Genomic DNA, 25,646 nt, shown 5'->3' on the forward strand with positions numbered 1-25,646 from the left:
CTATTTTGACAATTTCGGGTTTGGATAATTGTCAGATTGGTCTTCATCGGTATTATCCATACATACAAAATCCTTTTCCAATAAAAGCGACAAGGTGTTGCCGTTTGAAGTTTTTATTTCCGAGCTGAAACCCACTATTTCGTTCTTAGGCCATGCCGAGCTTTTGTCCTTGTTCAGGTACATGGTGATGGTGTCGTTTACATAGTCGGCATGCAATTCTGGTATGGCCTGATCCGCCTTAATCGCGTACACAAAGGTCCTTTCCCCAAAGAGGGTCTCCTCTTTGTAATATCCCGTTTGCGCCAACGTTTCCACTTCACTTTTTGTGAGTCGATAGCGCACCGTATTCCCTTGGATTCTAATTTTCATGAGTTCATTTATTCTTCTTTTCAACCAAACCTTTGGTGAATTCGTTTAAGGTTTCCACTTTCTCCTCAAAATCGCCTTTGATAGTTTTTCTGAATTCATTGAGATTTTTGACCAAATCATCAATATTCTCGGGGATGACGTCCTCAAAAAACTGCCGGAGCCTTTTGGCGGTCGTGGGGGATTTTCCATTCGTGGAAATCGCCACTTTTACGTTCCCCTTGGTGACGATACCTCCCATGTAAAAGTCACAAAATGGAGGGTTGTCCGCCACGTTCACCAAAATACTTCGTTCCCTACAATCATGGTACACTTGCTCGTTCACGGCAACATTATCCGTCGTGGCAACGACCATATGCTTGCCTTCCAAATAACTTGGGTCATAGTATTCCTTATGCATCACCACTTGCGCAGTTTGGGCCAATTGCACGGTCTCCTCCCGAAACATGGGGGAAACCATTTCCACCTGCGCATTGGGGCTCGATTTCAGCAAAAAGGTCAATTTCTCCAAGGCCACATTGCCTCCGCCCACGATCAATATTTTTAGGTTGGAAACCTTTAAAAAAATAGGATATAGTTCATTTCGCTCCATATGCTCACATTTATTCTCATTTATGACAAGGCCTTTTCCACGAACTCCTTGGATGTTTGTGACAGGGGGAGTTTCAATGCGGCCTCCTGTCCCTTTTTCGACATTTTCCGCCAGGTCTTTTGTAAAATATCCACCACCTTTTCCTCGGGATGCTCCCTGGCAAAGGGCTCAAAGTAAAATTCCAAAAAGACCAAACAAATGACATCTTCCAAGGTTTGGGTTTCTGCGTTTCTTTTCAATTGCTTTTTTTCCAACAGAAATTTCACCTTGTCTATTGTTTCCGAATCATATCCAACTTTTTCCAATATCTCAGAGGCTTTTTCGGCATGAAACTTTTTAAGGTCCTGTCGCCACTTCAAATAACCTGTCCGATTCATTTCATAGGATTCCCTAGGAATTTCCCATCTACAAATGTGTTGAGCCCTTACCGTTAAGCGCAAAACTTCTGAGGCATCAGGGGCAAATTCGTTGAGTTTTTCGGTCATCCTAATGGCATACAGCACTTCTTTGGGATATTCCCTTCCCATGAAAAGCTCCTTGTTTGGATCCTTTGAGTTTGCAAGGTCAAAGAGCTCAAATGCCTTTAATAATTTGTTGGAAGTTGCCATAATCGGAATTTTAGACTAAGATACGATAATGATTCGTCGCTGTAAATGGACCGAATAAACTAACTGGATGCCTCTGAAAATACCTATAATATGTCTTTTCCAAAATTTGAATTTTCATATCTTTTCAAAGTCGGAGTTTACGCTTCCATAAAACATACTGAATGACAATACATTACCGCATGAAACCCTAATCGAGGGATTTGTTATGCTATGTTAAATACCTCTATAAAAAGAAATGTTTAAAATCAAGCTATTAATCCAATACTAAACGTGTGAAAAATATCCTATTACTTTCTCTAGGTTTGGCCTTTATCACTATGGGTTGGGCCCAGGAAACCATGAAAAGAACCATTGTGACCACCGATGGTGAAATTGACGATGTAGATACCTTCATCAGGTACCTCCTCTACTCCAATGAATTTGAAACCCAGGGTTTGGTCTATTCCAGCTCCATGTGGCATTGGAAGGGTGATGGTAAGGGTACTACATTCACGTCCGAAATGGAAATGACCAAAAAAATCTATGGCAAGGACCTTACGGACCTACGATGGCCGGGAACCAATTGGATACAAGAGCTTTTGGCGGAATATGCCAAGGTCTACCCTAACCTCATAGGCCATGATAGCAATTATCCTTCCCCGCAAGAATTATTGGACTTGATACGCGTGGGCAATATCGATTTTGAAGGGGAAATGGCCCAACGTACAGAAGGTTCAAGATTGATACGAGAAAAGTTGCTTGATGATGACGATAGAGAGCTGTTTTTACAAGCATGGGGAGGTACCAATACCATTGCCAGGGCCTTAAAATCCATTGAGGAAGATTACAAGGACACCCGGGACTGGAAAGATATTAAGGAAAAAGTCTCTAAAAAAGCCATTATTTATACCATTATGGACCAAGATGCCACCTACAAAAACTATATAGGACCCAATTGGCCGAAGATTAGGGTTTTCTACAACGCGAATCAGTTCTGGTGTTTTGCCTATCCTTGGAAACAAGTGGTTCCCAAAAGTCAGCAACCTTTTTTAGAGGGAAGTTTTATGGGCGCCAATATTATCAATGACCATGGTCCCCTCCTAAAAAAATATTATTCCTATGGGGACGGACAAAAACAAGAAGGAGACCCCAATCATTTTGAGGGCGATATCACTAAAATTGCCAACACGGAACGCGGGAGTTTCTCCAAATATGACTTTATATCGGAAGGCGATAGTCCCGCATTTTTACATTTATTGGATGTAGGATTGAACAACTACGAAGACCCTTCAAGAGGTGGATGGAGCGGTCGATTTGTGCTTTCCAAGGATAACCCGTACCGATATGAGGATGGGGACCATGCGGCTGACCTAAATCCCGAAACGGGCAAGATGGACAAAAGCTATCCCCAAACCCGCTGGATAAAAGCCATGCAACTGGATTTTGCCGCTCGTGCGGATTGGTGCGTCAAAACCTTTGAGGAAGCCAACCACGCACCTGAAGTTATCATAAAAGAAGGGCTTTCCATTACCGCTAAAGCGGGTGAAATCTTCAACATTCACGTTGCTTTAAATGACATTGACGGGCATCCCGTTTACCTGTGGGCCTGGTGCTATGACGAGGCGGGTGACGGTCATGCCGAGGTTAAAGTGGAGAACGCTATCGTTACCGTACAAATACCCAAAACGGCCAAAAAAAAGAATCAATTTCATATTATTGTTGAAGGGACCGATACGGGATTTCCAGCATTGACACGATATCAAAGAGTCATTGTTTCTGTATTGTAGCTCAAAATCCAAAAAATCAACTTTTCAAAAATGTGTTTCTTTTGGGCAACGAAACAATATTGATTTATATTAATCGGTTGAAAATACTATTTTAAGAGGGCAACCGTTCACTTATAAATAATTTCCTACAAATCCCCCGGAAATATGAACATTTTTGGTTTTCTAACTGGAATACGGTCCAGGAAATTCATTTTCCTATTAATTCTATTGATAGGAACAATTGTACGCTCGCAAACCGTAAAGGAACTTGAATATTTACTGACCCAACCAGAGCTCACTTCCAAGGAAAAAATTGAAATTCTTTATACCCTTAGTAGGGAATTGACGTACGTAGATAATTTAAAATCATTAAAATATGCCGAAAAGGCGTTGCAGTTATCTATAGAATTGAAGGATGAAACAGGTATAGCCTACAGCTACAGGATATTATCCAGTATATATGCCATAAATGATAATTATTTTATGAGCACTGAATATATTCATAAGGCCATCGATATTTTTGAGAAAAATTCCAACAAGGAGGGATTGGCGAACTGTTATATTTCCATGGGACATATCTATCGCAGTCTTAACAATCGTTTACAAGAAATAAATTACCACAAAAAATCATTCGAGATTTTCAAGGATTTGGGTATCACCGAAAGAATAGGGGTATCGGCCCATAATCTAGGAGAAAGCTACTATAACAACAAAGACTTGGCCGAGGCCGAAAACTTAACCCGGTATGCCATTAAAATAAACGATTCCATACGTAATCTACCCGTCCTTTCAAGTTGCTTTAAAGTTATGGGACTTATAAAGGTAAACGAAGACCAAATCGACTCCGCTAAACATTATTTTAAAAGTATACTTAAGATTTCCGAGGAGCTAGGTAAAAACTCCCAAAAGGTTGCGACAGTGGAGGCAATGCTTCAACTAGCCCAAATTGCCCAAAACGAAGGCGATTCAAGTCTTCAATATTCTTACTTGGAAAGCACCGAGGCATATTGCAATAAATTTCATTTGAACCAGCCCTTATTAAGGGTATATAAAGACTTACAGGCTTTTTATTTGGAACGGAGCAACCTAGAAAAGGTAAACTACTATTTCAATGCCCATAATGAACTCTCTGAATCCATTAAAAGAATTCAACTGGAGGATAGAAATAGGTTGACGCAAAGTATGGCCTCTATACATACATTGAACAGAACCACCCAAGCTTTGGAAAAGGAAAATGCCGCGCAGGCCTCAACGATACTATTTAGAAACATTAGTATAATCATAATTCTCTTATTTCTTATTGGATTCTTCCTTGTTTTAAGAAAATTGAAACGCATCAACAAAGAACTAACGGAGCAAAATGAAACCATTCAAACGCAAAAAGAAGAACTACAGGAACTAAACGCCACTAAAAATAAATTCTTCAGCATTGTAGCACATGACCTTAGAAGCCCTTTGACCTCTTTAAAATCCTTCATTACTGTTCTGGTTGATCATCTAGATTTATTAAGCAAGGAGGAGATATTGAATATGGGAAAACAACTAAGTTCATCTGTTGATAATACACTAAAAATGACGGATAATTTGATTATCTGGGCCAAATGTCAAATGAACGTGCTGGAGGACAGAACGGAACTAATTTCTTTAAAGGAAATAATTGATGAAGTGACGGAAATTTTTATGGTGATAGCATCTAACAAAGGGGTAGCTCTTGAAACTTCCGTAATAGGTAATCCAAAATTTATGGGAGATAAGAACCAAATTGAGTTTGTAGTTCGAAATTTGATAAATAACGCCATAAAATTTACTCCCAAGAATGGCATTGTAAAACTATCCGTTACCCATACTTTCAAGGAAATTAAGATTATAATATCAGATACAGGAATTGGTATGACCCCTGAATTCAGAAAACAGTTATTTTCGGTACAAAAACCAAAAGGAAGGAACGGTACCAACGGTGAAAAAGGAAGTGGGCTTGGACTGGTACTCAGCTCAGAATTCATAAAAAGGAACCATGGTGATATACATGTGGATAGCGTTGAGGATAGAGGAACCACGATTACTGTAACCTTTTCCGAAAATCAAAAAGTAGCCTAGGTATACAAATCCCTATCTTCAAAAAACAATTGATGTTATCTAGAGACTTAAAAAGTAGCATGTTTCGGGTTGTCATCATGTTGCCCAGGACAGTAACGAAATCCCTGTTAAAAACCTTTGATTATAAGAAATTCGTGAATGTGGACGAAATAATTTTAGGATGCCCTAGTCCTTACAAAATTGGTAAAGCCTCTGCTACGGCCACTACAGGTATCCAAGGTTTCCAATCCATAGGATTATGCGGATTTTGAAGCAAATAGGGACTGGATTTATAAATAAGGTCATAGGTGAATTCATAAGCCTTATCAGTAGTTTACTCATTGTTTTCCGTTTTACCAAAATTCCCAAAGGATATATAATCCGAATAGGGAAAACAACGAAAAGCTTTTAGTTAGCTTCATAAAAAAAGGGAATTATTGTACCGTTGTAAGGGGGGTGGGACCATTTTTTAATCACCATATTTTGTCTTTCCAAAATATATTGTGTGAATACTATTAATTAACTTGTTTAACCCGCAAAGAATTAGCAATTTGGCATAAATTGAATACTTCTAAAATACATCAAATGAAATTATGTAGGCTTTTTCTAATGTTCCTATGCTTTTACAACTTAGAAACAAACGGTCAACAATTAAATGATTATAAGCTCTGGCTGAAATATGAACAAATTACCGATTCCAAATTATCGGCTTCCTACAAAGATATAAGCTCCAAAATAGTTGTTGGCAATAGCACACCTTCGCTACTTAATGCCAAAGAAGAACTAGCGCTGGCCCTGCCTCAAATGCTTGGTACGGACATCGATTTTTTGAGTGCGATCGATAAGGGCAACGCCCTGATCGTGGACGTTTATCAGAATCTGCCGGTAGACCTTAAATCGGCCGTATCCATGGAAATGATGGATGTAAAAGGCGATGGTTTCGTTTTGAAATCTGTCAAATTAACAAATAAAAAAGTTACAGTAATCACCGCCAAAACGGATCTTGGGGTTCTTTATGGTACATTCAGATTTCTACATCTTATGCAGTCCCAACATCTCCTCGATGATTTAAAAGTTGTAGACAATCCTAAATTGGACATTCGAATGCTCAACCACTGGGACAATCTGGATCGTTCAGTGGAAAGGGGCTATGCGGGATCCTCACTTTGGAACTGGCAAAAATTACCTGAATATGTAGACCAACGCTATATTGACTATGCCAGGGCCAATGCCTCCGTTGGAATAAACGCTACCGCACTTACCAATGTTAATGCAAACGCCTTGATTCTTACTCCCATGTATCTTGAAAAAGTAAAGGCCTTGGCAGATATCTTTAGGAGCTATGGCATCAAAGTATATTTGACAGCACGTTTCTCCGCTCCTATGGAAATCGGTGGACTGGAAACTGCGGATCCCTTAAATGCCCAAGTACAACAATGGTGGAAAGATAAGGCCAAAGAAATTTATGCAATCGTTCCAGACTTTGGTGGTTTTTTGGTTAAGGCCAATTCCGAAGGACAGCCCGGACCCCAAAATTATGGTAGGAATCATGTTGACGGCGCCAATATGATGGCAGAGGCCGTAAAACCCTTTGGGGGCAATGTCATTTGGCGTGCCTTTGTCTATTCAGAACATGACGATACGGATCGTGCCAAGCAGGCCTATGACGAGTTTTTACCGTATGACGGTAACTTTATGGACAATGTTTTGGTGCAGGTAAAAAATGGCCCTATAGACTTTCAACCAAGGGAGCCCTTTCATCCTATTTTCGGTGCCATGAAAAAGACACCGCTAATCATGGAGTTTCAGATAACCCAAGAATACTTGGGGTTCAGCACTCATTTGGTGTATTTGCCCAAACTTTTCGAAGAAGTCTTGGACGCCGATACTTTTCAGAAAGGGGAAGGTTCTACTGTAGCAAAAGTCATAGACGGAAGCCTATATGGGAACAAACTGACAGGTATGGCGGGAGTCTCCAACATTGGTACTGATATCAATTGGACAGGCCACCCTTTTGCACAGGCCAATTGGTATGGTTTTGGACGTTTGGCCTGGGACCCTTACCTAAGCGCGAACACCATTGCAGAGGAATGGCTAAGGGCCACCTATTCCAATGAAGAGGAATTTGTGGATCCGATAAAGGAAATGATGCTAGATTCTAGGGAAGCGGTAGTTAACTATATGAATCCGCTTGGTCTGCACCACATATTCGATACCGGTCACCATTACGGACCGGGTCCTTGGGTCGACAATCTAGGTAGACCGGATTGGAACCCTGTTTATTATCATAAAGCCGATTCATTAGGAGTTGGTTTTGATAGAACGCCAAGCGGAAGCAATGCCACAGAGCAATACGCATCCGAAATTGCCGTGCAGTATAATGACCCAAAAACCATACCTCAGGAATACCTGTTGTGGTTTCATCACCTACCTTGGGATTATAAGTTGGAAAATGGTGAAATTCTTTGGGATGCCATCGCATTAAAATATCAGGAAGGTGTGGACCAAGTAACACAAATGATCAAAACATGGGATCGCATGAAACCTTATCTTTCTGAAAATGAGTACAAAGAGGTGTCCATGTTATTGGAAATCCAATTGAAGGAAGCAAAATGGTGGCGAGATGCCTGTCTCCTCTACTTTCAGACCTTTTCCAATCGTCCTTTGCCCACAGGTGTAGAAAGGCCCACGAAATCCTTGGAATATTTTAAATCCTTAAAGTTCCCATTTGCACCGGGAATACGTCCTAGATGGGATTAAATTATTGATGTAAGTTAGAAACAAGGTACTATGGCTACGAATTGGCAGCCAAAGATGCTTGTCAGTTCTATACTAAAAACCTTCAGTTTTTAGATGTGATTTTTGTGTGCAGATCAAAATGGTAAATTGTACTACCTCAAATACTGAATTTCAAATTTCGAATTAAATATATATTTAGTATTTTGTAGAGTACAAATAAAAAGAGGTTTACAAAAAATAATTTGTAAACCTCTGATAATCAAGTCGGGGTGGCAGAGCCTGAACCCTGCATCTTAACCCCGTATAAACCAGATGTTTATGTCTTGTATTCCAAAATAGGACATCCTATAGGACATCTTCGTGTGGAATTTGATACTTTCTAACATCAAATTTAAAGGATTCAATTTAAACTAAACCAAGTTCGTATAAATAAAATCAAAACTTACTGTCCAGTCCCAACCGGTCCAATTTTAAGTATGATATTAACTGGAATGGAATGTTCAAGGAAGGCTACTATAATGGTGACGGATGAGGTGATAATGGAATACATCAAGAACCAGGACATGGAGCGAGAAGATGGTGATTTCAGAATCGGTGAATCATAAGCCGACTTACAGTCGGTTCCAAATCTTTCACCTTTAGGCGATAGTAGTTTAACTAAGGAATAGATTCCATTTTTTTTGAAAAGAATAGGTTTTGATGTTCATGGTACGATATAAGAACCTAAACCCTATTTTTTGGCTTTAATGTATAAGAGAGACTTCTTTTCAGACATGCTTCCAAAAGGGCAGGGCAAGACTTCTTCAATGGACTAGCGGTACATTTGGGCCATTTCTTCCAGAAGTTGATTCAATTGGCCCTTGTTGTACACTTTTGTTTTCTTGATCAGTGTATGTATGGTTTTAGTGGCTCCAATATCTTTTATGGGATTCCTTTCCAAAATCAATAAATCGGCCACCTTGCCCTCTTCGACACTTCCATAGTAGTCCAAAAGATCAAAGTACTTTGGGCCATTTATCACCGATGTCTGCAATGCCTGCAAAGGTGTAAGTCCTCCATCAACAAAGATTTGAAGTTCATCGTGAAGGGCAAACCCCGGATAAATGTAGGAGTTCAAAAAGCCTGCGTCGGTTCCTGCAATGATGTCCATTCCCGATTCCCGTACCAATGGTAACAAATCGACTGTTTTCCGATACCTATCATGTCTGGCCTCTATCTCTTCTTGAGTGGCCTTGTTTGCCCGTTCTATCCTCCAATCATAGGTTTTTATGAGACCTGGCCCCAAATATTTCAGTTCTGGGTCAGAAAGATGGTCATCCTGTTCCAGGTATGAAATAATTTTGCTCCCAATAAATGTTGGAACCACTGCCGTGCCATTATCGGCCAATTTCCGGTACTTTGCAATGGCCGCGTCCCCATCAAAGGTTTGGTCCAGTTGTATTTGTGCAGTTTCCCGGTCAATCCCACCTTTCTTGAACCTATCAATGATCTCGGCCTCCTGTGAGGATCCAGCCTTTAGCATATAGCCCATATGTTCCACGGTGCGCTGTCCTGCTTCCGAAGCTTCGTTGATGGTCAGTTCAAACGGGATGTGGCCCGAGGTCTTATAGCCCCTTTTAGTGGCCTCCTTGATACTTTTCAGGAACAATTGGGGATCAAGGGCATTGTCCGTGATCTTTACGAAATCCACTTGAAGTTTGTCCAAGGAGTCCAGCGCCCGTAACAGTTCCGGCTCATCTTCAATTTCGAGGTCGCCGGGCCAAATGGAATTCTTTCCCTCCAACTTTGGCCCTGCCGTCAATATGGATGGTCCCAATAAAGTACCCATCCCAACCTGTTCCTTCCACTTTAATACTTCTGGGCTTATGTCTGCTGCACAATCCCTAACGGTGGTTACCCCGTTGGCAATATATAGTGGTAAAAGGTTTTTATTTTCCGTAATCAGTGTATCGCCTCCCCCAAAGTGTACGTGCATGTCCCATAGGCCGGGAATCACATACTTGTCCTTGGCATCCACGGTCTGTGTCCCCATCCAGTTTTCTGCGGCATCGTATGGTGCAATCCGGGCAATGGTATCCTTTTTTATGCCAATGTGCTGCCCTTCTATAATATTGCCCGAGCCGGTATCCACAATGTTCGCATTCTTAATCAGAATGTCGAACTGTATTTTTGAATCGTTCTCACAGGCCGTAAGCAACAAACTGCCCAGTAAAAATAAACCGATCTTTTTCATTTCCATATTTGGTTAAGGTTTTGATAAGCTATTCTACTTGATCTATAGATGGATGGTTTCCGTTGAAAATCCCATCCCTTTTACATAAGGATAAAGAACGACTTAAATTTAGTGGAAAACAATGCTCCATGGCAACATTTCAGAGCCTTGGCTTCAACCTGCAGAGGGTATATGGTGATATTCCCAAGTAGGATGCGACCAATTTATTGGAAACGCGAAGTAAAAAATCTGGATGCATCTTCATAAGAAGCTTTATTTTTTCCAAGGCTGAATACCCTAGGTAGCTATAGATCCGTTTCTGATTGTTCATAAAACTATACTCAAGAATCTTTGGAGTTGCTACCTTTATTCGGACAGAAAGTTTAAGACTGTGTTACCAAATAAATATTTTAGAAACATGAAAAAACGATATTATAGTTCCGAATTAAAGGTAGCAACTCCAGGTCACAACCATCAGACTTTTGCTACAGGTGTACCTTTCAAGCCTTCATCGACCAGCCATCCCATGAACTTTGCAAATGGTCCGATATCCTCTTTCACACTGGCCGATTCCAAAGCTTTCATATATGTTTGACGTTCTTCCACCGGTATTACGGTCCAAGGGTAGCCGCCTGAGGCCAACATTACATTCATCAGAAATCGCCCCATTCGTCCATTGCCGTCCATATATGGGTGAATGAACACAAATATAAAGTGCCCCAATACGGCCCTTACCGCTGCATTTTCTTCTTTCTGCAACAGTTCGAACAATTCGGGCATGGCATCCCGTATTGCATCCTTGTTCAAAGGAACGTGCATCGACCCTCCTATATATACCTGATCATTTCGATATCCTGCCAGGTCGGAGGCTTTTAGGATACCCGAGGTCACGCTGGGCGCAAAAAGTTCCCGGTACCAATCCCCATGGTCATTGTCCACCACTTTTCCAGAATTCTCCCCTTGTAGAATACTTTTGATACTTTCACGCACGCGCTGGGAAGCCAACCAATATCCACGGGCCGCCATGGCATCGCGTTGCCTTTTGTCCGCCTCATTATCTTTGGGGTCCCATTCGCCGCTCCTTACCCGTTCAATCAGTTCCACGGTAACCCTATAGCGTTCAATGGATAAGGAATGATATGCATCGGTTACGTACATATCCTCAACTTCCTTCATATATTTATCATGATCTTGTGGAATGCCAGGGGCATCCGGAAAATGTGAAATCACCCCATTGCGCATTTTGTGCCACAGTAAACGAATCCTGTTCACATAGGGAGATTTATCCCTTATGGAGAGGACAACCGGGGGTTTATCCCCAAATGGATCGTTTTCTCGAACATCGTAACCGGCCTTTTGCATTGTCTTGACGATTTCATCCGCCAATGCATCACGCCCAATATTTCTAAAAGCTCCCGCCAATCTCCCGGCAATGGTGGAATGTCCCCCGTCCAACAATAAACCAAGTATTTCCGATGCATCCGGTACCATGGCCAATATGGTGCGCACATCCGTGGTGTTTCCTTTAAACATCCCCGGTGAACAATTTACCAGGGCCGAGGCCAAAGTCAACATTCTGATACCTTCCCATACCATAATCTCCGCTTTTGCCGGCAATGTGGATTTCATGGTGAACATTGAGGTGCCATGCAGCAGTTCCGTGTTGGAATTCGTGCCATTGATCGCACGGATGATCAATTGTTTGGGAACAGTTTGGTTGCCGGCATGAAGCAATAGGGATTGTTCCGCTGAAATACAATAGGAATCCCCATATCGTTCGGCCAGGTACCGGGCACAGAAACTCCAATAATTGGCATACCATGAGGTACTGTCCCCCTGTTGTTCATCGGGAGGTACGATAATGTACCAACCTTGTATGATCTGTCGAATAAAGCCATTCCCGCTCAACCGTTCCCGATGGACACGACTGAGTTCAGAAGTTTTGATTGCGGTGATACCTTGATCTTGCAATGTTTTTAAAGCTTCAAGGGCCTTGGCCAATTTTTCTTGAGGTGTTGCCATTTTTCTGTACCAATCTTATTGGGCAAACATTATATTTCTATGCTGTTTTGTTATTATATATTTGTGATGTGCTAAAATTATATATTTATGACGTATAAATATTATGTTTTTATGTTAAAAATACAGGGGGAGCCAATTAAAACAGAAATCCACATCCAATATGCTTGATTTTAACGTGCAAAAAACGGTGTCATCTGTAATCTTCGACAGAAAAAATGAGCATAGCAAAGAACACCAATAAGACACTGACCCCGGTCCTCTACAGTAAAATATTGGATTGGTTTTATTTTACCGTTTTTAGTGGTTCTCATTATCCCAAGGTTTAGTTCATGGTTTTGTGAATTATAAAAATTCCCAATGGTGTGGATTCAAAGCCGTGATTGCCCAAATGTCATAAATAACCGGAGCGATGTCAAGAATGGGGGGCATTACGGATCCCTGAGCAAAACTTTTCTGCTCCCTTTCCCTTCATGTAGTTCCATTTCTGAATACTCTCCCTTGGCCAATACGAACTTGGGCAATACGTACACGAACCTTTTGGATTCACCCTTCTTGACCAAAGAGGGCATTTGGTATCGGTGTATTGGCAACCTTTCCAGTCTTTGGTGGGATGCCTTCTTCTTTTTGTTCCCGGTAACGCTATAGACTTTTAGATAGTCCACCTCAAAATCAATGTTCGAATTATTGGACACTTGCATGACCAAGTACGTCTCATTTCCATTGTAGGCCATTTTCTGTAACTGAAGTTTAATGCGCCCTTTTCTCTTGGTGGCCAACCTTTCGTTCTTGGCCTTTAAAAGATAATTACAAAAGCGCTCAAAGTATTCCCTTCGCTTGGCAATACTGTCCAGTTCTTCGTCCTCTTGTTCTTCTTTGCGAATTGTAATCGGTCTTTCAGTGCCAATACTCTCAGAACCGGTAACAAAATGGTTCAACCTGCTGAGTTGTTTCCGGTATTTGAGGATATAGGAATATACCCGTCCATCCTTGGTCAACACCAATAGGTTGCTTTCCTCGCCCGGCTTGGCCTGTACCAAACCAAAGTGCTGCTCCTTTTCCCGGTTATAGCTAAACACAAAATTTGGCGCTCCCACAATGCCCTGACGGATGGGTTCCGAAAAGAACAGGGCCACGTTTTTATGCCCGTTGGCGTAGATGGTGTCCAACACTTCCTGTGCGTTCAATACATTGGCCAATGCCAATAACGGTATAAGAATACGTATTTTCATAAGATAGGTTTTACTGTCCCTTTGGGACTTTTAAAATGAGTCGATAATTATCCATTATAGTCACCTTGACCAGACGGTTGTCCCTTTGGAAGAGTGCCTTGATGCCCCTGACCTGTGGTACCCCACCGATATTGATACCATCAATGGCATCCCCCACCACTTCCCTTCCGGCCTCCGCCCGAAAACTGTTCACCACATAAATTCCCTCACCTCCATCTTCAAAATCATAAGCGGCCAAGGTAACGGGACTGTGGCCAATATGGTCAATGGCGATCAGCACCCTGTTGGGCTTAAAGCTCACAAATCCGTAAATGGCCGTATTTCTTGGAATTACAGTGCCATTGATGACAGCATCTGCCAAGAGCCGCATCCGTAACCGGAAATACTGCCTTACCGTTTGGGTGCCATCCACCCTGACCAAGATCTGGGAATCCGTGGTTCTGGTCACCTCCATGGGCCGTTCCATGGGATTTGAGGCGAAGAACAATTGGTGTTCCAACCCCAATTCCTTGACCTCTATGGATGGATCTTTGGTCTCAATTTCTTTTGTGGTGGTGATGGAATCCGATTTGGTATTGCCCAATGCCACTTTCCCAGTCTTGGGTTTCCGGTATGTCCCTTCCGCATAATCAATGCGCCCTTCGTTGTAGATACTGTCAATAATCCGTATCCTTTTCTTTTCCATCAGGTCCGGGTCATAGACCCCTGTGGAATCCAACAGGCTCTCGTCATAAATGCTCGGGGCGTTGGTCTGCCGTTCTTCCTTGATGGCATCCAAGGCCTCCAGTTTGGTTTTGTACTGCTCCTGCTCCTCCCCCAGTTCCGGTACGGGAATCTGGTTGTTGTCAATTACAGGGTCTTCCCCTTCACCCAGTGCCATCATCGCATAGCCCACAATCAACAGGACCACGCAAAGAATGACTGCCGCGAAAACGATTTTATTTTTCTCTACTTTCATAATTTTCAATTCTTTTTAAAGTGTTTTCAAAAAAGTTGGTGATCAACAGACCATGGGTATTGTTCGGAAAGTTCCGGTCCACATGGATCAGGTTCCCCGTGGTGGTCAGCTCATAGGTATCGGTGACCGACCCCCGGTTGATCTCAAATACGGTGACGGTCTCAAACCTATAGGGTTCCGATTGCAGGTCCATCTTGGATGCAATGCTCCGTACTTTCTGTACCAGGGAATATTGCAGCAAACGGTTATAGACCCCTTCCGCTTTTTTCTGCCGGTAGAGGGCGTCCACCGAAGAATTGCCCAACCAAAGGGCTTTCTCTAAGTTGCTCTCATAGTTACTGGCATCGATTCCATAGAAATAGCGGTGGAACAGTTCCAGATGCGCCTTGGCCTCCACTTCGAGGTTTTCCAATTGGGAGACCATTTTTAATGGGATTACGCTTCCATCCCCGTTGACCACAAAGGCATTGTCCATACTTTCCCTGTGGAGCCCTATGACCATCAGCACCGAGACCATACAGGTCAGTACGGCCCCGATGACCGTGACCAGCACGATAAAGCGGTTGAGCTTTAGGATATTGTATATGTTTTTAAAGGGTGTTTTCATTCTTTATTAAATTTTTTAATGTGCATTGGACATTTATAAATGTGTCTTAGCCACCAAAGAGCTTGAAGGTAAAGGAGGTGGCTTTGCGGTACAGTTTGAACTTCAGGAACACGATGAACCCAATGGAAGCCAGTTCGATCAGTGGTGCAAAAAATTCACTGCCCCAGTCCGTCCCGAACAGGTTGTTCCAAAAGCTTGTATTGATCTCCGTGTACAGGGCATTGACAAAGACATTGACCAAAAAGAAGGCCGGTACCAACATATATACCCCGGTATAGAGCTTAAAGAAGTTATAGGCCAGTCCCCTGAACTTTTCAAACACGGCCAAGCTAATCACCAAGGGAAAGAAGGCCCGCATAATGCCCAACAGGAAAAAGCGTTCCGCCAGGAACAGCGGATAGATGAACAGGTCCATCATCCATAGGAAAATCCCGATAACAAAGGCCAGCACCTTCAACCCGTACAAAGGGGTCACCAAGGCCTCGTACAACAGCGCCAACGCCTTTTTGGCAGCCTCCAGTGCGCCCACATCCCGTTCCAGATCCACATCCTGTAGCTGTAACGGGAGGAGCGCTGGGGCCGTATCTCGGTATTGGGTCTCAATGGACACCAAAATAGCATCAAAGACATCCAACACCTGTGTGGAGAAGATGACCAAGATCACGACGGCAAAGTTCTTGGCCAGTTCCGTGGGTGTCAGCCCCCAGGTATGCCCATCGGTAGCTGCGATGCCTTCGTTGTATTTCTTCAGAATGTTGACCAAAAAGAACAGCACGGCCAGTGCCTTCATGCCCGTAATGGTATACTGGGCAAAATCACTGTCCATGATGGTCCGGTAGACTGTATCCACATATTCCAATCCTATTCCCAAGAACATAATTCCCTAATATTGTGTTTCGCGATTATTGATCCTGTCCTGCATCTTCCTGAAGGAAATGATCTCCCTATAGCGTCTGGTCTTTACCTCCAGTTCGGCGACCATTTCGTGGGACTGGACTTTCTTTTCCATCAAAATGGCCGTGCGTTCCGCATCGGTCATTTTCAAAAAATCACTGGACAGGATCTGGTTCACAAAATCCAGGTCGTCTATGGCCGTGTCCATGATCTGTTCAAATGAGCGGGATACCTGCTCTACTTCCCCCGCTTTGATATAGGGAGAATTCAAAATATCCCTTACATCTTGCTGTACGGTCCTGAACAAAATCTCATTGTTCTTGGTCAGCTCCTGTAGGGCCTTCAATTGTTTGATTGTATTGCTGACCTTGACGACATTATCCTTTTGCTCTTTTAGAAATTGCACCGTCTTCAACAGTTCCGAGGTCTGTTTGGCCGACTCCACCAGCGATTTGGTCATGCTGATGAAGTTCGTATTGTCATACACCGGCATCCCCTGGCAGGCAGCGCCTGCCGGCAGTAATAAGGTGAAGGTTAGGGCAAATCCCAGTGTAAGGATCTTTTTCCTAAATGTTGGTTTCCTAATTGTTTTCATGTCGCTTTGTCTTTATGGTTAATGAATGTGGTGATGGCTTGTTCCATATCGTTCGTCTTTTCGAAAAGTTCCAGTATCTGGGTACTCTCTGTCCCATCCGTCAGATAGGCCGCAAAGACCTCTGGTGGTACTTCCAATCGGAAAATGTTGCTCTCCTTCCCGATCTTGATGAACATTTCGGTATACTTTCGATCCCCGCTCAGATTGTTTCGGATGGATCGCAGCTGGTTCAGGTCATGGGACGACAGGTTAAGCCTATTTTTCAGTTCGTCATAGCCCTTTTCGTTACGGAGACTGTAAATGACCTGGGTGTTCTCCAAAATGCTCGCGGAAGTGGAATTGTTGGGCAATTGGTTGATGGACTGTAGGATGATGCCAATGGCCCCGTTCTGCTTTCTAATGGCCTGATAATAGAACTCCACACTTTCCAGCACGTTCGCAAATTTCAGCTGCTTGGCAAACTCATCGAACAGGATGATGCCCCGTTCGGAACGGTTACGCCATATCGTGCGTTGGATGGCCGACTTGATGAGCTTGAGCATCACGGAGAGGATTTCCTTGTTGTCCCGCACCTCGTCCAGTTCAAAGACGATCATCCGCTTGTCCTCGATGGTATAGGTCTGGTCCTCGCCGACATGGAACAGGAAGCTGTACAGGCCACCCGCCACATACTCCGATAGGATATGCAGAAACCCATAGACACTGAAATCCTCCTCCCTGATATGGAGATCCTTGATTAGATTGTCCTTATGATGGTCCACAAACTGGTACAATGACGCCAAGGAATGGTGTTCCCGCACAGTTTTGTAGTAATGGAGCAGCACCTTTTTCATGGCCACTTCCCTGCCCTTGGACACTGTATTGCCCTCTGCCAAGAGTTCCAACAGGAATACGGCCAGGTCCTCCAGCCTTTCAGGGGTAAAGTCGCCCTCCCCTGAAACATAAAAAGGGTTGATGCCCAGGTTCTTGCCCTGCTCGTACCGTAGGATGATGTGGTCATCCGGGTACAGCTTGGCAAATTTGGCATAAGAGCCCCCCAGATCGATAATGACCAGACGCACGCCCTGCTCAAAGAATTGACGAAGGATATTGTTGGCAAGAAAGGATTTGCCCTCGCCCGTTGGGGCGAAAATGGCAAAGTTCCGGGCCTTGATACGTTTTTTCCGTTCGTCCCAGACATCCTTCAAGACGGGGATGTTGTGTTGGCGGTCATTGAATAGGATCCCCGAATCATCGGATCTGTAACTCGTGTTGTTGATGTACAGGCACAGCGCATGTTTGAGATCCGTGACATACAGATCTTCGTTGGAGAAGTTGGTGGCATGGCAGGGATGCGAGTTCAAAAAGTAGTGCTTGCGTTCCTCGCCATTGGGATGATAGGGCACCATGTCCAATTCCTTGAACTCCCCCTTGATTTTGGAGCCTATCCGTTTTACATGTTCGGTTTCCGGATGCCAAAAAATGATATTGAGATGGCCACGGATAATACGAGAGGAGTCATCGGTATTGATCTGGTCCAGGATTTGCTGTACCTTTTTGAGGACCACTTTGTTCCGGGAACCGAAATTGGAACTTTTGCTGAGCTCCTCCACTTTTTTGTCCAGTAGCTTACACCACTTGTGTTTGTCATCCAGATAGAGGATGTGGTTGATGATGTGGTTCTCGTTAAGGTCCAGTCCCAGGCCATCGATAAACCCTTGGTGAAAGCTAAAGTCATCCGAGGTGAATTTTTCATTGATCTTGCTGCTCTGGACCGTTCCGGCAAAACACCCTTCATTGTTGACGGCTATGGCATCAAAATAATAGTCGCCGATCTCGATATGTTTTTTGCCCAATAAAATGTCTGTATCGAAATCTTGGTTGAAACCATTGTAATAATCGTTCGTATGGGTGAGTATGTCAGCGGGTAGCATGGGCACCAATGACACTCTTTGGCAGTTGTTGATATAGGAAACGGCATCGTTCACCGCGGTGATGAATTCCGCTACCTGCGCATCCAATTTTCGATAATAGCCTTTTTCCGTTTTCCGAAAGGGATTCACATACTTGGAAGCGTTCAGGGCCTTGTCCAAGGGCAGCACAAAGAACAGATGGCTTTGATGGCTCAGGTATTCCCTGCCCTTAAAATAATCATGGGTGGCCTTTTCCAAAAAAGTACGATCGGGTAATTGCCCAGCATCATAGCCCACTTTTTGATATATGTCCTTTTTATGGATGACCGTACCAGTGGGCAGGGATTTGAAAGCCTGGAACCACATACTGTGCAGTTCCTCAAAATCGGGCTCGGAAAGGGAATACACTTCGGGAAAATCCACTTTGTAACAAAGTACTACATTGCCGTTGGAGGCAAACACGGTATGCCCCTGGATATCAAGAATGGGATGATATGAATTTAGGTTGATCTTATCCATAGGAAAGCGGACTTAGTTTTTTATTGCTGATGGTTTGGGGGAAGACCTTTTGGATAGCAAATACATTTGGGTTTTTGGCCAACTGCGCCAATGCCCCGAACAACAGGGCATTGAACAACAGCAGGGCTACGATGACACCAAGACTGAAGGAAAAGATGATGATCAGCAGGGAACCGATGACCGATACCATCATCAGGGCAAACAAGGAAATGGGCAAGCCCATGATCATGGCCTGCTTGCGGATATTTCTATAGACCTCGTACTTTTTCATCCTAGACCACTATTCCGATGAGATAGGTGAAGATGCCCACCACGGCCCCAGCGATCAGCACAAAGACCAGTACCCGGGTAATCCCTTTTTTCAAATCGGAGTTCTCCCCAAAGAAATGACCGGCATTGAACAAAAAGCCCACCAAAAAGATGACTCCGAGGATAATGGGGAATATCGCCCGAATGGTATCGGAAATATCGTTGACCGAATCCTCGATGCCACCAATCTGGGCAAAAACTGTATTGGAAATTAATAGTGATAACAGAGTGAAGTACAGTGCTTTTTTCATATCAAAAAGTGTTTAAAAATTCGTTTGGTTTTGATATTCGAAAATTACTGTATATTGACACATAAATAGTTGTATACCAGATATTTGTGAATAACATATTCATTGTTATGATTTGGTTTTTATTGCTGCGGATTGGCATCAAAATCTATGTAAAAAGCGGAATGCTATGTTGATAACCTTAAAACCCTGGGTCTGCAAATGCTTCAAAAACGTCAAACTTCGACTTAGCTCAGTTCAAGTTTTTGTCCTTTTGATGTGCAATTTCTATCCGCTTTTTGGTCAGCAAATGCCCCGTAAAGAAATTCTGGTCATTGACCCCGGACATGGTGGGGTGGATTCCGGCACCATTGGGATATATGGAGTTAGGGAAAAGGATGTGGCCTTAAGCGTGGCCAGGGAAATCGTTCGATGGAACCATACCTTTTTGGATGGCAAATACGATATCTATCTCACACGGTACACCGATACCTTGATATCCCTTGGAAATCGCTCCAGATTGGCAAAAGCCTTGCATGCCGATATGTTTGTGTCGCTGCATTGCAACCATGCGGAAAACTCGGAAGCAAATGGTATGGAGGTTTTTGTCCATAATAGGTCCGGACAATATTCTAGGGAAAGTATTCTATTGGGATCATTGATCCTGGATGAAGTGGTACGGAACCTTGGCATCGAACAACGGAGCATTGAATCTGCCAACTTTCAAGTGCTGCGGGAAGTTACCACTTGCGCGTCTGTTTTGGCTGAAATGGCCTTTCTGTCCCACCAGGATGAATCAGGCTATCTATTAAAGGGCAAGAACATCAAAGCCATCGCCTTGGCCATCCTATTGGGCATTGACAATTTTAAAAACCTGGAACTATGAAAGCATTTTTAATGGAAATCATCAAGATCATCGGAAAACTATTGGGAATGGTGCTCAAACGACAATGAAGTTATTTGCGCTTGTCCTTGCTGTTCTTTTCAAAGGCCACCAAATTGAACATCTGCCGCATGCGGCTCCTTACCCGCTTGCCATAACGTTCCTCCAGTTCCCGGGCATTGAGATTGGTGGTGCAATGGGTCTTGATCTGCCGGTTGACAAAAAGCTCGTAGCGCGACAACAGGATCTCCCCCATTACATTGCAATCCTTTCCATAATGCCTTCCCGTAGGTTCCACCCCAAGGTCATCAAAACAAAAGTACTGCCCATTGCCGTAGTCCTCAATAACCTTGAAACCAATGTGGTTGAAGCCGAACACGATATTTCGGCTGGGAATGACAGAATACGGTTTTTGGTAAGGCACCAGGAATTTCAATAGCCGCATCAGACTGGTCTTGCCACAGCCCACGGGCCCGGACAGCAACAGGCCCTTGTTGGGGTCGATGCCGTCCTTTTTGCAGCTGTCATAGTCCTTGATGATATAGTTGCAGAGTTTCAGCAATATCCCGCGGTCTTCCTTGTAGATCCTGAACCGCTCCCCGAACATCAGCTTGCCCTTGGCCTCCAGATAGATGAGCATCTTGTCAAAATCATAAAGGATGCTGTTGCCGCTCAGTTCTCCCAAGCGGTAGGTCAGGTTGCCCTCCGTGATGATATGTGGATGGTCCAGTTTCATAGTGGTTCCCCGTAATCCTTGTCCGAGGTGGTTTTTAGGTTGTCCCGATTTTGGCCAAGCCCGTTAGGTTTGTTGTCGTTTTCAAAATCCAACGGAATCATTTTTTTTAAATTTTCCGGTTTGTTATTGTTTTTATGATTTGTCCTAGTTTGTATATGTTTTATTATAGGTACCAGTGCTTGTCCACTGCTTGTCCCGATTTTGGTACGGCTTCGGTACACAGCTTGTCCATCACTTGTCCCAAAATCGAACATCTTGATACGGCTTCCCTTAAAAGGGTTATGGGAAGGGATATATAGCAAATAGTTCCAATGACTCAACTGCTTGATGCATTTATGGTAAGTGGACTTGGAACCTATTTTTGAAAAGTCCATGACCTCTTCCCTGTTGATATGGAATTCCTCCCTAAAAAAATTATGGTTCCAAAGCTGAAAAAGGGCTACGTACAGACTGATATGGGTCGGGTTCAAACGGTTGTCCTTTGCAAATTGGTCAAAGACACCGTTCAGGTGTTTGATATAGTTGATGTCCTCCAAACCCCTAGAAGTTCTTGTTGACCTTGTTCCGCTCCAACACTTCCATAATCTCCCGCTGATCGTAATAGAGCACCCCTCCTATTTTGGTATAGGGCAATGTGCCATTGATACGCAAATTCTGTAAGGTTCCCGGGGAAATGCCCAGGAGTTCCCGCACTTCATTGGATTTGATCCATTTCTTGGCCGTTGTGCCGTTGTGGTTTTGCAATAGTTCCTTGATGTCTTCCAAAAGTTCCACTTTGAACTCCATTAGGTCTTCCGAGGTAATAATGGTCGCTCCCATAATTTCTGAGTTTTTAAAAAGAAGGACCACCGCATTACTATCATTTCATTTGATGGCCCTTCCATCGATTTGACTTTCACTGACAAAACTCAAAAAGGTTTTTGGAAAAATTTCCCAAGTTGGTACCAACTTGGGAACGATTTTTTTATCCTATAAATTGTATCGATTCAGGGCCATTTGGACTTTGGTGAGGTCCAAAAAAGTTTGAAAATGGGAAAAATCGGTCCCCAAAACCCCCGAAAACCAAAATTCCCAAGTTGGTACCAACTTGGGAAAAATTAGGGAGCTATTCTTCCAGGGATTCCATCCGCTGGTTGAGCATCTCGATGAGCCGTTCCAAGAACCGTGTCCTACTGCTCTTGCGGGAACGGATATCGATAAAGGTGTGGTAGTAATTGCCCAGATCCACATTGTAGAAGTATTCGAAATGGGAGGCCAGTTCCTTGATGTCAACGGTCCCCCCATTGATGTATTTACTGGTGTGAAGGGCATAGAGGAGCTCGATCAGGTCCGTCTTGCTCCCGGTCCAAAATAATTTTGATGGTTTTTCCATAGGTGTGTTCTTTGTAGGTTCCATATTGTTGTTCAGATCGTCCACTTCCTTTCTCAGGTACACGATGAGCATGTCATAGGCCATGATGGTGGCCACCGTGCCGTCCTGACAGGTGGAGAACTGGTCATCGATCAAAAAGTGAAAGGATTCCAGGGGCATGCGCAGGTCCCGGTTGCCCCGGACAAAATACTGCTCGTCCATGGACATGGCCCCACGCCGGTAATAGTTATAGAATTCCAAGTTGTCGTTGAAGAAGGTCTGCAGCTTATCGATCTGTTGCTGTAGGTATTTGACCTGGGCCACATCCTTTCCCCGCGGGCGTTTGCTCTCTATACTGAAGAGGCGGATGTAATAGATGAGCTTGCTAAAGATCTGCGGCTTGACATGCTTGAAGAAATAGATCTCATCCGCCTGTGTCTCAAAGTCCTTGCCCACAATCTGCTTTTGCAGTTTATGAATGCACTTCTCCACCAGTACGATGCCCTTCTCCGCTTTGTAAAGGATATCGCCGTTCCCACTTTCCAAGGCCTCCAACTGGCCCTCAAATTCTGATAACAGTTTTTGATATTTCATGGCACCGCTCCATTATTGCTGTCCCTCCATGACCCCCAAGAGTTCCAAGATAAAGTTATCACGGGTTTGGATGTATGCATATTTTTCCTGCACAATCGCACCGAGTTTCCGCTTCTCAAAGGCAGCGGTCATTCCAAAATCAATTTTCGGAATACCAAGGACTATGGCCCGTTCAATGGTATGATAAAGCAATTGACGATAAACGGCGTATTGCTCCAAGGCACCATAATCCATCCCGACAAAGGCAGGGACGCACACCTGATTCGTATTGGTGTAACAGAACATAACGCCCACTACCCTATCCGGTTCATCAGTGGGGCACAGCATAATAAATTCCCATAAGGGGTTCTCGTTCATCCGATCAAAAAGCGCATCGGGGAAGGAATAAGTATTGAGCCCCAAATTGCGGGACTGCACTTCCCCAAACAGTTTTTTGGCCTGGACCAATTGCACAGCAGTTAGTTTTTGGACCGCCCTGCAATGGACCAAGCCAAGATAGGGCTGTATATCCTTCCTAAAATGCCTCCTGTTTCTGGAAGATAGTGCTCCGATATACTGTTCTATAGAAGGTGTTTCCTGTAGATCAACAGTACAGGAATCGGGCATTTGCACCCGGAGAAAGCCATGTCCGTAAAGATGACTGTTCCAATTGCTTTCCTTGGGAAAATCCCGAAGTACGGTCATTTTCGCCCCTAACTTCCGTTCCTCTTGTTCCATGAACTCCAAAAAAATGTTCATGGTCAGATCGCCCAATGGATGCGCGCTGTCCCAATACACATGGTCTCCTTCAGTGAACAAACTGCCCATGGAAAGTATCATGGACGAAAGATGATAGGGATTTAACCTTCGTTCCTCCTCAATGGATCGGGACACCTCGGAAGGGGCCAACATATCGTCCTTCCAAAGGGAAAAGGTCAAGAAGGTCATCAATATCGGATTTCCATTGACATCCCTTATGATCACATAACGGAACGACCAATTATGTTCTTTTTTTGAATTGCCATGGAACACGGACTCCAGGAATTTCATTCCAGCCCAATCATATACACCCTGTCCGCCCAAACAACGGTTCCATGCTTCCCTATCTACCTGGTTTATGGATTCCTTGGCCTCCAAAGTCAGATCATCCAATGGTCTGCGCTCCTCCCGTGTCTTGGGTTCCAATGTAAAGGCATGGTACACCCTTTCCGGGTTCGTCCCCGTCTCTTCCAAGGCCAAGGGAAAATGGTATGCCATGGCATCGACCAGCCCTTTGATCTCGGCCTTTTCATTATGTCTTGAGATGGTGATTCTCACTCCGGTGTTCTTGACCGGAACCGCTGGAAAGATGCCCAGATTTACATAAAAACCCTCCCCCATCAGGCGGTTGACAAAATTATAGCCCGTTTTGGGCATTCCCGTCCCTATGTAAAATACCGGGGATTCGTTCCGGTCTATCAAGGGAAGCTCCGTAGCTCCCAAACAAGCATTGAAATAATCGATACGTTCCCGAAGTTCCCCTTGCAGCTCATAGATTTCCTCAGACAGATGAATCTTGGCGGAAGCGATGGCGGCGGCCACGGAAGCGGGTTCCAACTGTGCCGAAAAGGTCAAGGGACCACCAAAGGTCTTGATTTTGTCATATAATTTGGCGTTGGAACAGGCCAACACCGCCCCACTGGTCCCAAAGGTCTTGCTCAGCGTACCGAACAGGAGCACATTTTCGGGCAACTCCCCCAATTGGTCCAATACGTAGCCCGTTCCGTTCTGCCCCACCCAACTCATCCCATGCACATCGTCAAAATAAAAATGCAATTGGGGATATTTTTCGGACAGGTCCATCAACTCCTTAACTGGGGCATAGTCCCCGTACATGGAGTAGATCCCATCCGCCATATACCAAATGTGCCGCTTGGAATCCCGGTACTTCTTGATCTTGTCCTCCAACATCTCCAAATTGTTGTGCCGTATCATTTCAATCGGCACACTCCGTGTTTTGAGCATCTTGGCGGCGTTCTGTACGCTCCAGTGCACCTGATGGTCCAAAATGATGACGTCATCATCATCCACGGCACTGGGGATGACCCCCAAATGGCCCAGAGTGCTGTTCTTGGTAATGATAATGGGATGCCCGTACATTTCCCCAATGGATGATTCCAGCGCTTCGTAAAGCGGATTGGAGATATAGGACTTGGAAAGTGGAAACTGGGTCCCGAATTTATCAATGGCCTCCTTGGCGGCCTCTTTTAATCGGACATCCTGCTCCAGCCCCAAATAGCCTGTGGTCCCAAAATGGAACATATCCTTACCGCCCACCCGGATGGTACGGCCCGAAAAGGATTCTCCCCCGGCATAGAGGTGCAGCACCCCGGCCTGTTTTGCATCGGTGAACACTTCATGCACGGTGTTCAAAAAATTGTGGTGTTTGATCTTAGCCATATCGTTTGGTTTAAATTGTCCTAAAAAGTAATGGCAATTGTCAGATTAAATGGTATTCTCAAATCATTTACTCC

23 protein-coding genes are annotated in these 25,646 nt (G+C 44.0%); 5 read left to right on the forward strand and 18 right to left on the reverse strand.

Features of this window, described 5'->3' with window-relative positions:
- Genes PP181_RS13295 through PP181_RS13305 form a run of 3 tightly spaced genes read right to left on the reverse strand, consistent with a single transcriptional unit; the run spans position 1 to position 1,566 of the window.
- Complete coding sequence (locus tag PP181_RS13295; RefSeq protein WP_272637486.1) at positions 1-369, reverse strand: DUF7009 family protein; 369 nt, start codon at positions 367-369, stop codon at positions 1-3.
- A 4-nt stretch (positions 370-373) separates the two neighbouring features.
- Positions 374-958: a precorrin-2 dehydrogenase/sirohydrochlorin ferrochelatase family protein gene (locus PP181_RS13300; protein ID WP_138258606.1), complete on the reverse strand. Its 585-nt coding sequence runs from the start codon at positions 956-958 to the stop codon at positions 374-376.
- A gap of 20 nt (positions 959-978) precedes the next feature.
- Positions 979-1,566, reverse strand: coding sequence for a DUF4202 domain-containing protein (locus tag PP181_RS13305; protein WP_272637487.1), 588 nt, complete (start codon positions 1,564-1,566; stop codon positions 979-981).
- Positions 1,567-1,838: 272 nt separating this feature from the next.
- On the opposite strand from PP181_RS13305, the gene PP181_RS13310 reads away from it, so the two are divergent.
- The 4 genes from PP181_RS13310 (at position 1,839) to PP181_RS13325 (ending at position 8,147) form a co-directional block, all read left to right on the forward strand.
- Positions 1,839-3,332 carry a DUF1593 domain-containing protein gene (locus PP181_RS13310; protein WP_272637488.1) on the forward strand — a complete coding sequence of 498 codons (1,494 nt, stop codon included), beginning with the start codon at positions 1,839-1,841 and terminating at the stop codon, positions 3,330-3,332.
- 207 nt (positions 3,333-3,539) lie between these two features.
- Positions 3,540-5,408 carry a tetratricopeptide repeat-containing sensor histidine kinase gene (locus tag PP181_RS13315; protein ID WP_272637489.1) on the forward strand — a complete coding sequence of 623 codons (1,869 nt, stop codon included), beginning with the start codon at positions 3,540-3,542 and terminating at the stop codon, positions 5,406-5,408.
- A 32-nt stretch (positions 5,409-5,440) separates the two neighbouring features.
- Positions 5,441-5,659 carry a hypothetical protein gene (locus PP181_RS13320; protein WP_154918731.1) on the forward strand — a complete coding sequence of 73 codons (219 nt, stop codon included), beginning with the start codon at positions 5,441-5,443 and terminating at the stop codon, positions 5,657-5,659.
- 313 nt (positions 5,660-5,972) lie between these two features.
- On the forward strand, positions 5,973-8,147 hold the full coding sequence (locus PP181_RS13325) for an alpha-glucuronidase family glycosyl hydrolase (protein WP_419776386.1): 2,175 nt from the start codon (positions 5,973-5,975) through the stop codon (positions 8,145-8,147).
- A 790-nt stretch (positions 8,148-8,937) separates the two neighbouring features.
- Here the strand turns inward: PP181_RS13325 and PP181_RS13330 are convergent.
- The 10 genes from PP181_RS13330 to PP181_RS13375 form a co-directional block, all read right to left on the reverse strand.
- Positions 8,938-10,359: an amidohydrolase family protein gene (locus PP181_RS13330; protein WP_163627925.1), complete on the reverse strand. Its 1,422-nt coding sequence runs from the start codon at positions 10,357-10,359 to the stop codon at positions 8,938-8,940.
- A gap of 453 nt (positions 10,360-10,812) precedes the next feature.
- Positions 10,813-12,360 carry a Fic family protein gene (locus PP181_RS13335; RefSeq protein WP_163627926.1) on the reverse strand — a complete coding sequence of 516 codons (1,548 nt, stop codon included), beginning with the start codon at positions 12,358-12,360 and terminating at the stop codon, positions 10,813-10,815.
- Between the two features lie 428 nt (positions 12,361-12,788).
- Positions 12,789-13,589, reverse strand: a complete 801-nt coding sequence (locus PP181_RS13340) for a DUF4138 domain-containing protein (RefSeq protein ID WP_163627927.1) — start codon at positions 13,587-13,589, stop codon at positions 12,789-12,791.
- 10 nt (positions 13,590-13,599) lie between these two features.
- On the reverse strand, positions 13,600-14,547 hold the full coding sequence (gene traM / locus PP181_RS13345; RefSeq protein ID WP_163627928.1) for a conjugative transposon protein TraM: 948 nt from the start codon (positions 14,545-14,547) through the stop codon (positions 13,600-13,602).
- Entirely contained in the window at positions 14,528-15,154 is a 627-nt protein-coding gene (locus PP181_RS13350; protein WP_163627929.1) for a conjugal transfer protein TraK, read from the reverse strand. The genes traM and PP181_RS13350 overlap by 20 nt, the downstream gene beginning before the upstream one ends.
- A 46-nt stretch (positions 15,155-15,200) precedes the next feature.
- Complete coding sequence (locus tag PP181_RS13355; protein ID WP_163627930.1) at positions 15,201-16,031, reverse strand: hypothetical protein; 831 nt, start codon at positions 16,029-16,031, stop codon at positions 15,201-15,203.
- A 6-nt stretch (positions 16,032-16,037) separates the two neighbouring features.
- A complete protein-coding gene (locus PP181_RS13360; RefSeq protein WP_206513108.1) occupies positions 16,038-16,643 on the reverse strand; it encodes a conjugal transfer protein in 606 nt (201 codons plus the stop codon).
- A complete protein-coding gene (locus PP181_RS13365; protein WP_272637490.1) occupies positions 16,640-19,054 on the reverse strand; it encodes a TraG family conjugative transposon ATPase in 2,415 nt (804 codons plus the stop codon). Before PP181_RS13365 ends, PP181_RS13360 begins: the two co-directional genes overlap by 4 nt.
- A complete protein-coding gene (locus PP181_RS13370) occupies positions 19,047-19,325 on the reverse strand; it encodes a hypothetical protein (protein ID WP_127139879.1) in 279 nt (92 codons plus the stop codon). Before PP181_RS13370 ends, PP181_RS13365 begins: the two co-directional genes overlap by 8 nt.
- A gap of 1 nt (position 19,326) precedes the next feature.
- Positions 19,327-19,614, reverse strand: a complete 288-nt coding sequence (locus PP181_RS13375; RefSeq protein WP_127139878.1) for a hypothetical protein — start codon at positions 19,612-19,614, stop codon at positions 19,327-19,329.
- A gap of 253 nt (positions 19,615-19,867) precedes the next feature.
- On the opposite strand from PP181_RS13375, the gene PP181_RS13380 reads away from it, so the two are divergent.
- Positions 19,868-20,476, forward strand: a complete 609-nt coding sequence (locus PP181_RS13380) for an N-acetylmuramoyl-L-alanine amidase family protein (protein ID WP_127139877.1) — start codon at positions 19,868-19,870, stop codon at positions 20,474-20,476.
- Positions 20,477-20,546: 70 nt separating this feature from the next.
- On the opposite strand, the gene PP181_RS13385 is transcribed toward PP181_RS13380, so the two are convergent.
- From PP181_RS13385 to PP181_RS13405, 5 genes are all read right to left on the reverse strand, one after another.
- Positions 20,547-21,209, reverse strand: a complete 663-nt coding sequence (locus PP181_RS13385; protein WP_206513107.1) for an ATPase — start codon at positions 21,207-21,209, stop codon at positions 20,547-20,549.
- Positions 21,206-21,745, reverse strand: coding sequence for a hypothetical protein (locus tag PP181_RS13390; RefSeq protein ID WP_127139876.1), 540 nt, complete (start codon positions 21,743-21,745; stop codon positions 21,206-21,208). Before PP181_RS13390 ends, PP181_RS13385 begins: the two co-directional genes overlap by 4 nt.
- 4 nt (positions 21,746-21,749) lie before the next feature.
- Positions 21,750-22,028: a helix-turn-helix domain-containing protein gene (locus tag PP181_RS13395; RefSeq protein WP_252079433.1), complete on the reverse strand. Its 279-nt coding sequence runs from the start codon at positions 22,026-22,028 to the stop codon at positions 21,750-21,752.
- 286 nt (positions 22,029-22,314) lie between these two features.
- Positions 22,315-23,154, reverse strand: coding sequence for an RteC domain-containing protein (locus PP181_RS13400; protein WP_127139874.1), 840 nt, complete (start codon positions 23,152-23,154; stop codon positions 22,315-22,317).
- Between the two features lie 12 nt (positions 23,155-23,166).
- Complete coding sequence (locus tag PP181_RS13405; RefSeq protein WP_272637491.1) at positions 23,167-25,572, reverse strand: aminotransferase class I/II-fold pyridoxal phosphate-dependent enzyme; 2,406 nt, start codon at positions 25,570-25,572, stop codon at positions 23,167-23,169.
- Positions 25,573-25,646: the final 74 nt, after the last annotated feature.

It is taken from the genome of Maribacter sp. PR66, from assembly GCF_028464205.1.
GTDB classification, from domain to species: domain Bacteria; phylum Bacteroidota; class Bacteroidia; order Flavobacteriales; family Flavobacteriaceae; genus Maribacter; species Maribacter flavus.

Bases quoted from the DNA above. Each gene is read 5' to 3' on its own strand.
- PP181_RS13320 (WP_154918731.1), top strand. From the start codon at position 5,441: ATGTTATCTAGAGACTTAAAAAGTAGCATGTTTCGGGTTGTCATCATG.
- PP181_RS13325 (WP_419776386.1), top strand. From the start codon at position 5,973: ATGAAATTATGTAGGCTTTTTCTAATGTTCCTATGCTTTTACAACTTA.
- PP181_RS13355 (WP_163627930.1), bottom strand. From the start codon at position 16,031: ATGTTCTTGGGAATAGGATTGGAATATGTGGATACAGTCTACCGGACC.
- PP181_RS13335 (WP_163627926.1), bottom strand. From the start codon at position 12,360: ATGGCAACACCTCAAGAAAAATTGGCCAAGGCCCTTGAAGCTTTAAAA.
- PP181_RS13380 (WP_127139877.1), top strand. From the start codon at position 19,868: ATGTGCAATTTCTATCCGCTTTTTGGTCAGCAAATGCCCCGTAAAGAA.
- PP181_RS13295 (WP_272637486.1), bottom strand. From the start codon at position 369: ATGAAAATTAGAATCCAAGGGAATACGGTGCGCTATCGACTCACAAAA.
- PP181_RS13400 (WP_127139874.1), bottom strand. From the start codon at position 23,154: ATGAAATATCAAAAACTGTTATCAGAATTTGAGGGCCAGTTGGAGGCC.
- PP181_RS13300 (WP_138258606.1), bottom strand. From the start codon at position 958: ATGGAGCGAAATGAACTATATCCTATTTTTTTAAAGGTTTCCAACCTA.
- PP181_RS13375 (WP_127139878.1), bottom strand. From the start codon at position 19,614: ATGAAAAAAGCACTGTACTTCACTCTGTTATCACTATTAATTTCCAAT.
- PP181_RS13305 (WP_272637487.1), bottom strand. From the start codon at position 1,566: ATGGCAACTTCCAACAAATTATTAAAGGCATTTGAGCTCTTTGACCTT.
- PP181_RS13405 (WP_272637491.1), bottom strand. From the start codon at position 25,572: ATGGCTAAGATCAAACACCACAATTTTTTGAACACCGTGCATGAAGTG.
- PP181_RS13370 (WP_127139879.1), bottom strand. From the start codon at position 19,325: ATGAAAAAGTACGAGGTCTATAGAAATATCCGCAAGCAGGCCATGATC.
- PP181_RS13350 (WP_163627929.1), bottom strand. From the start codon at position 15,154: ATGAAAACACCCTTTAAAAACATATACAATATCCTAAAGCTCAACCGC.
- traM (WP_163627928.1), bottom strand. From the start codon at position 14,547: ATGAAAGTAGAGAAAAATAAAATCGTTTTCGCGGCAGTCATTCTTTGC.
- PP181_RS13385 (WP_206513107.1), bottom strand. From the start codon at position 21,209: ATGAAACTGGACCATCCACATATCATCACGGAGGGCAACCTGACCTAC.
- PP181_RS13365 (WP_272637490.1), bottom strand. From the start codon at position 19,054: ATGGATAAGATCAACCTAAATTCATATCATCCCATTCTTGATATCCAG.
- PP181_RS13340 (WP_163627927.1), bottom strand. From the start codon at position 13,589: ATGAAAATACGTATTCTTATACCGTTATTGGCATTGGCCAATGTATTG.
- PP181_RS13330 (WP_163627925.1), bottom strand. From the start codon at position 10,359: ATGAAAAAGATCGGTTTATTTTTACTGGGCAGTTTGTTGCTTACGGCC.
- PP181_RS13395 (WP_252079433.1), bottom strand. From the start codon at position 22,028: ATGGGAGCGACCATTATTACCTCGGAAGACCTAATGGAGTTCAAAGTG.
- PP181_RS13360 (WP_206513108.1), bottom strand. From the start codon at position 16,643: ATGAAAACAATTAGGAAACCAACATTTAGGAAAAAGATCCTTACACTG.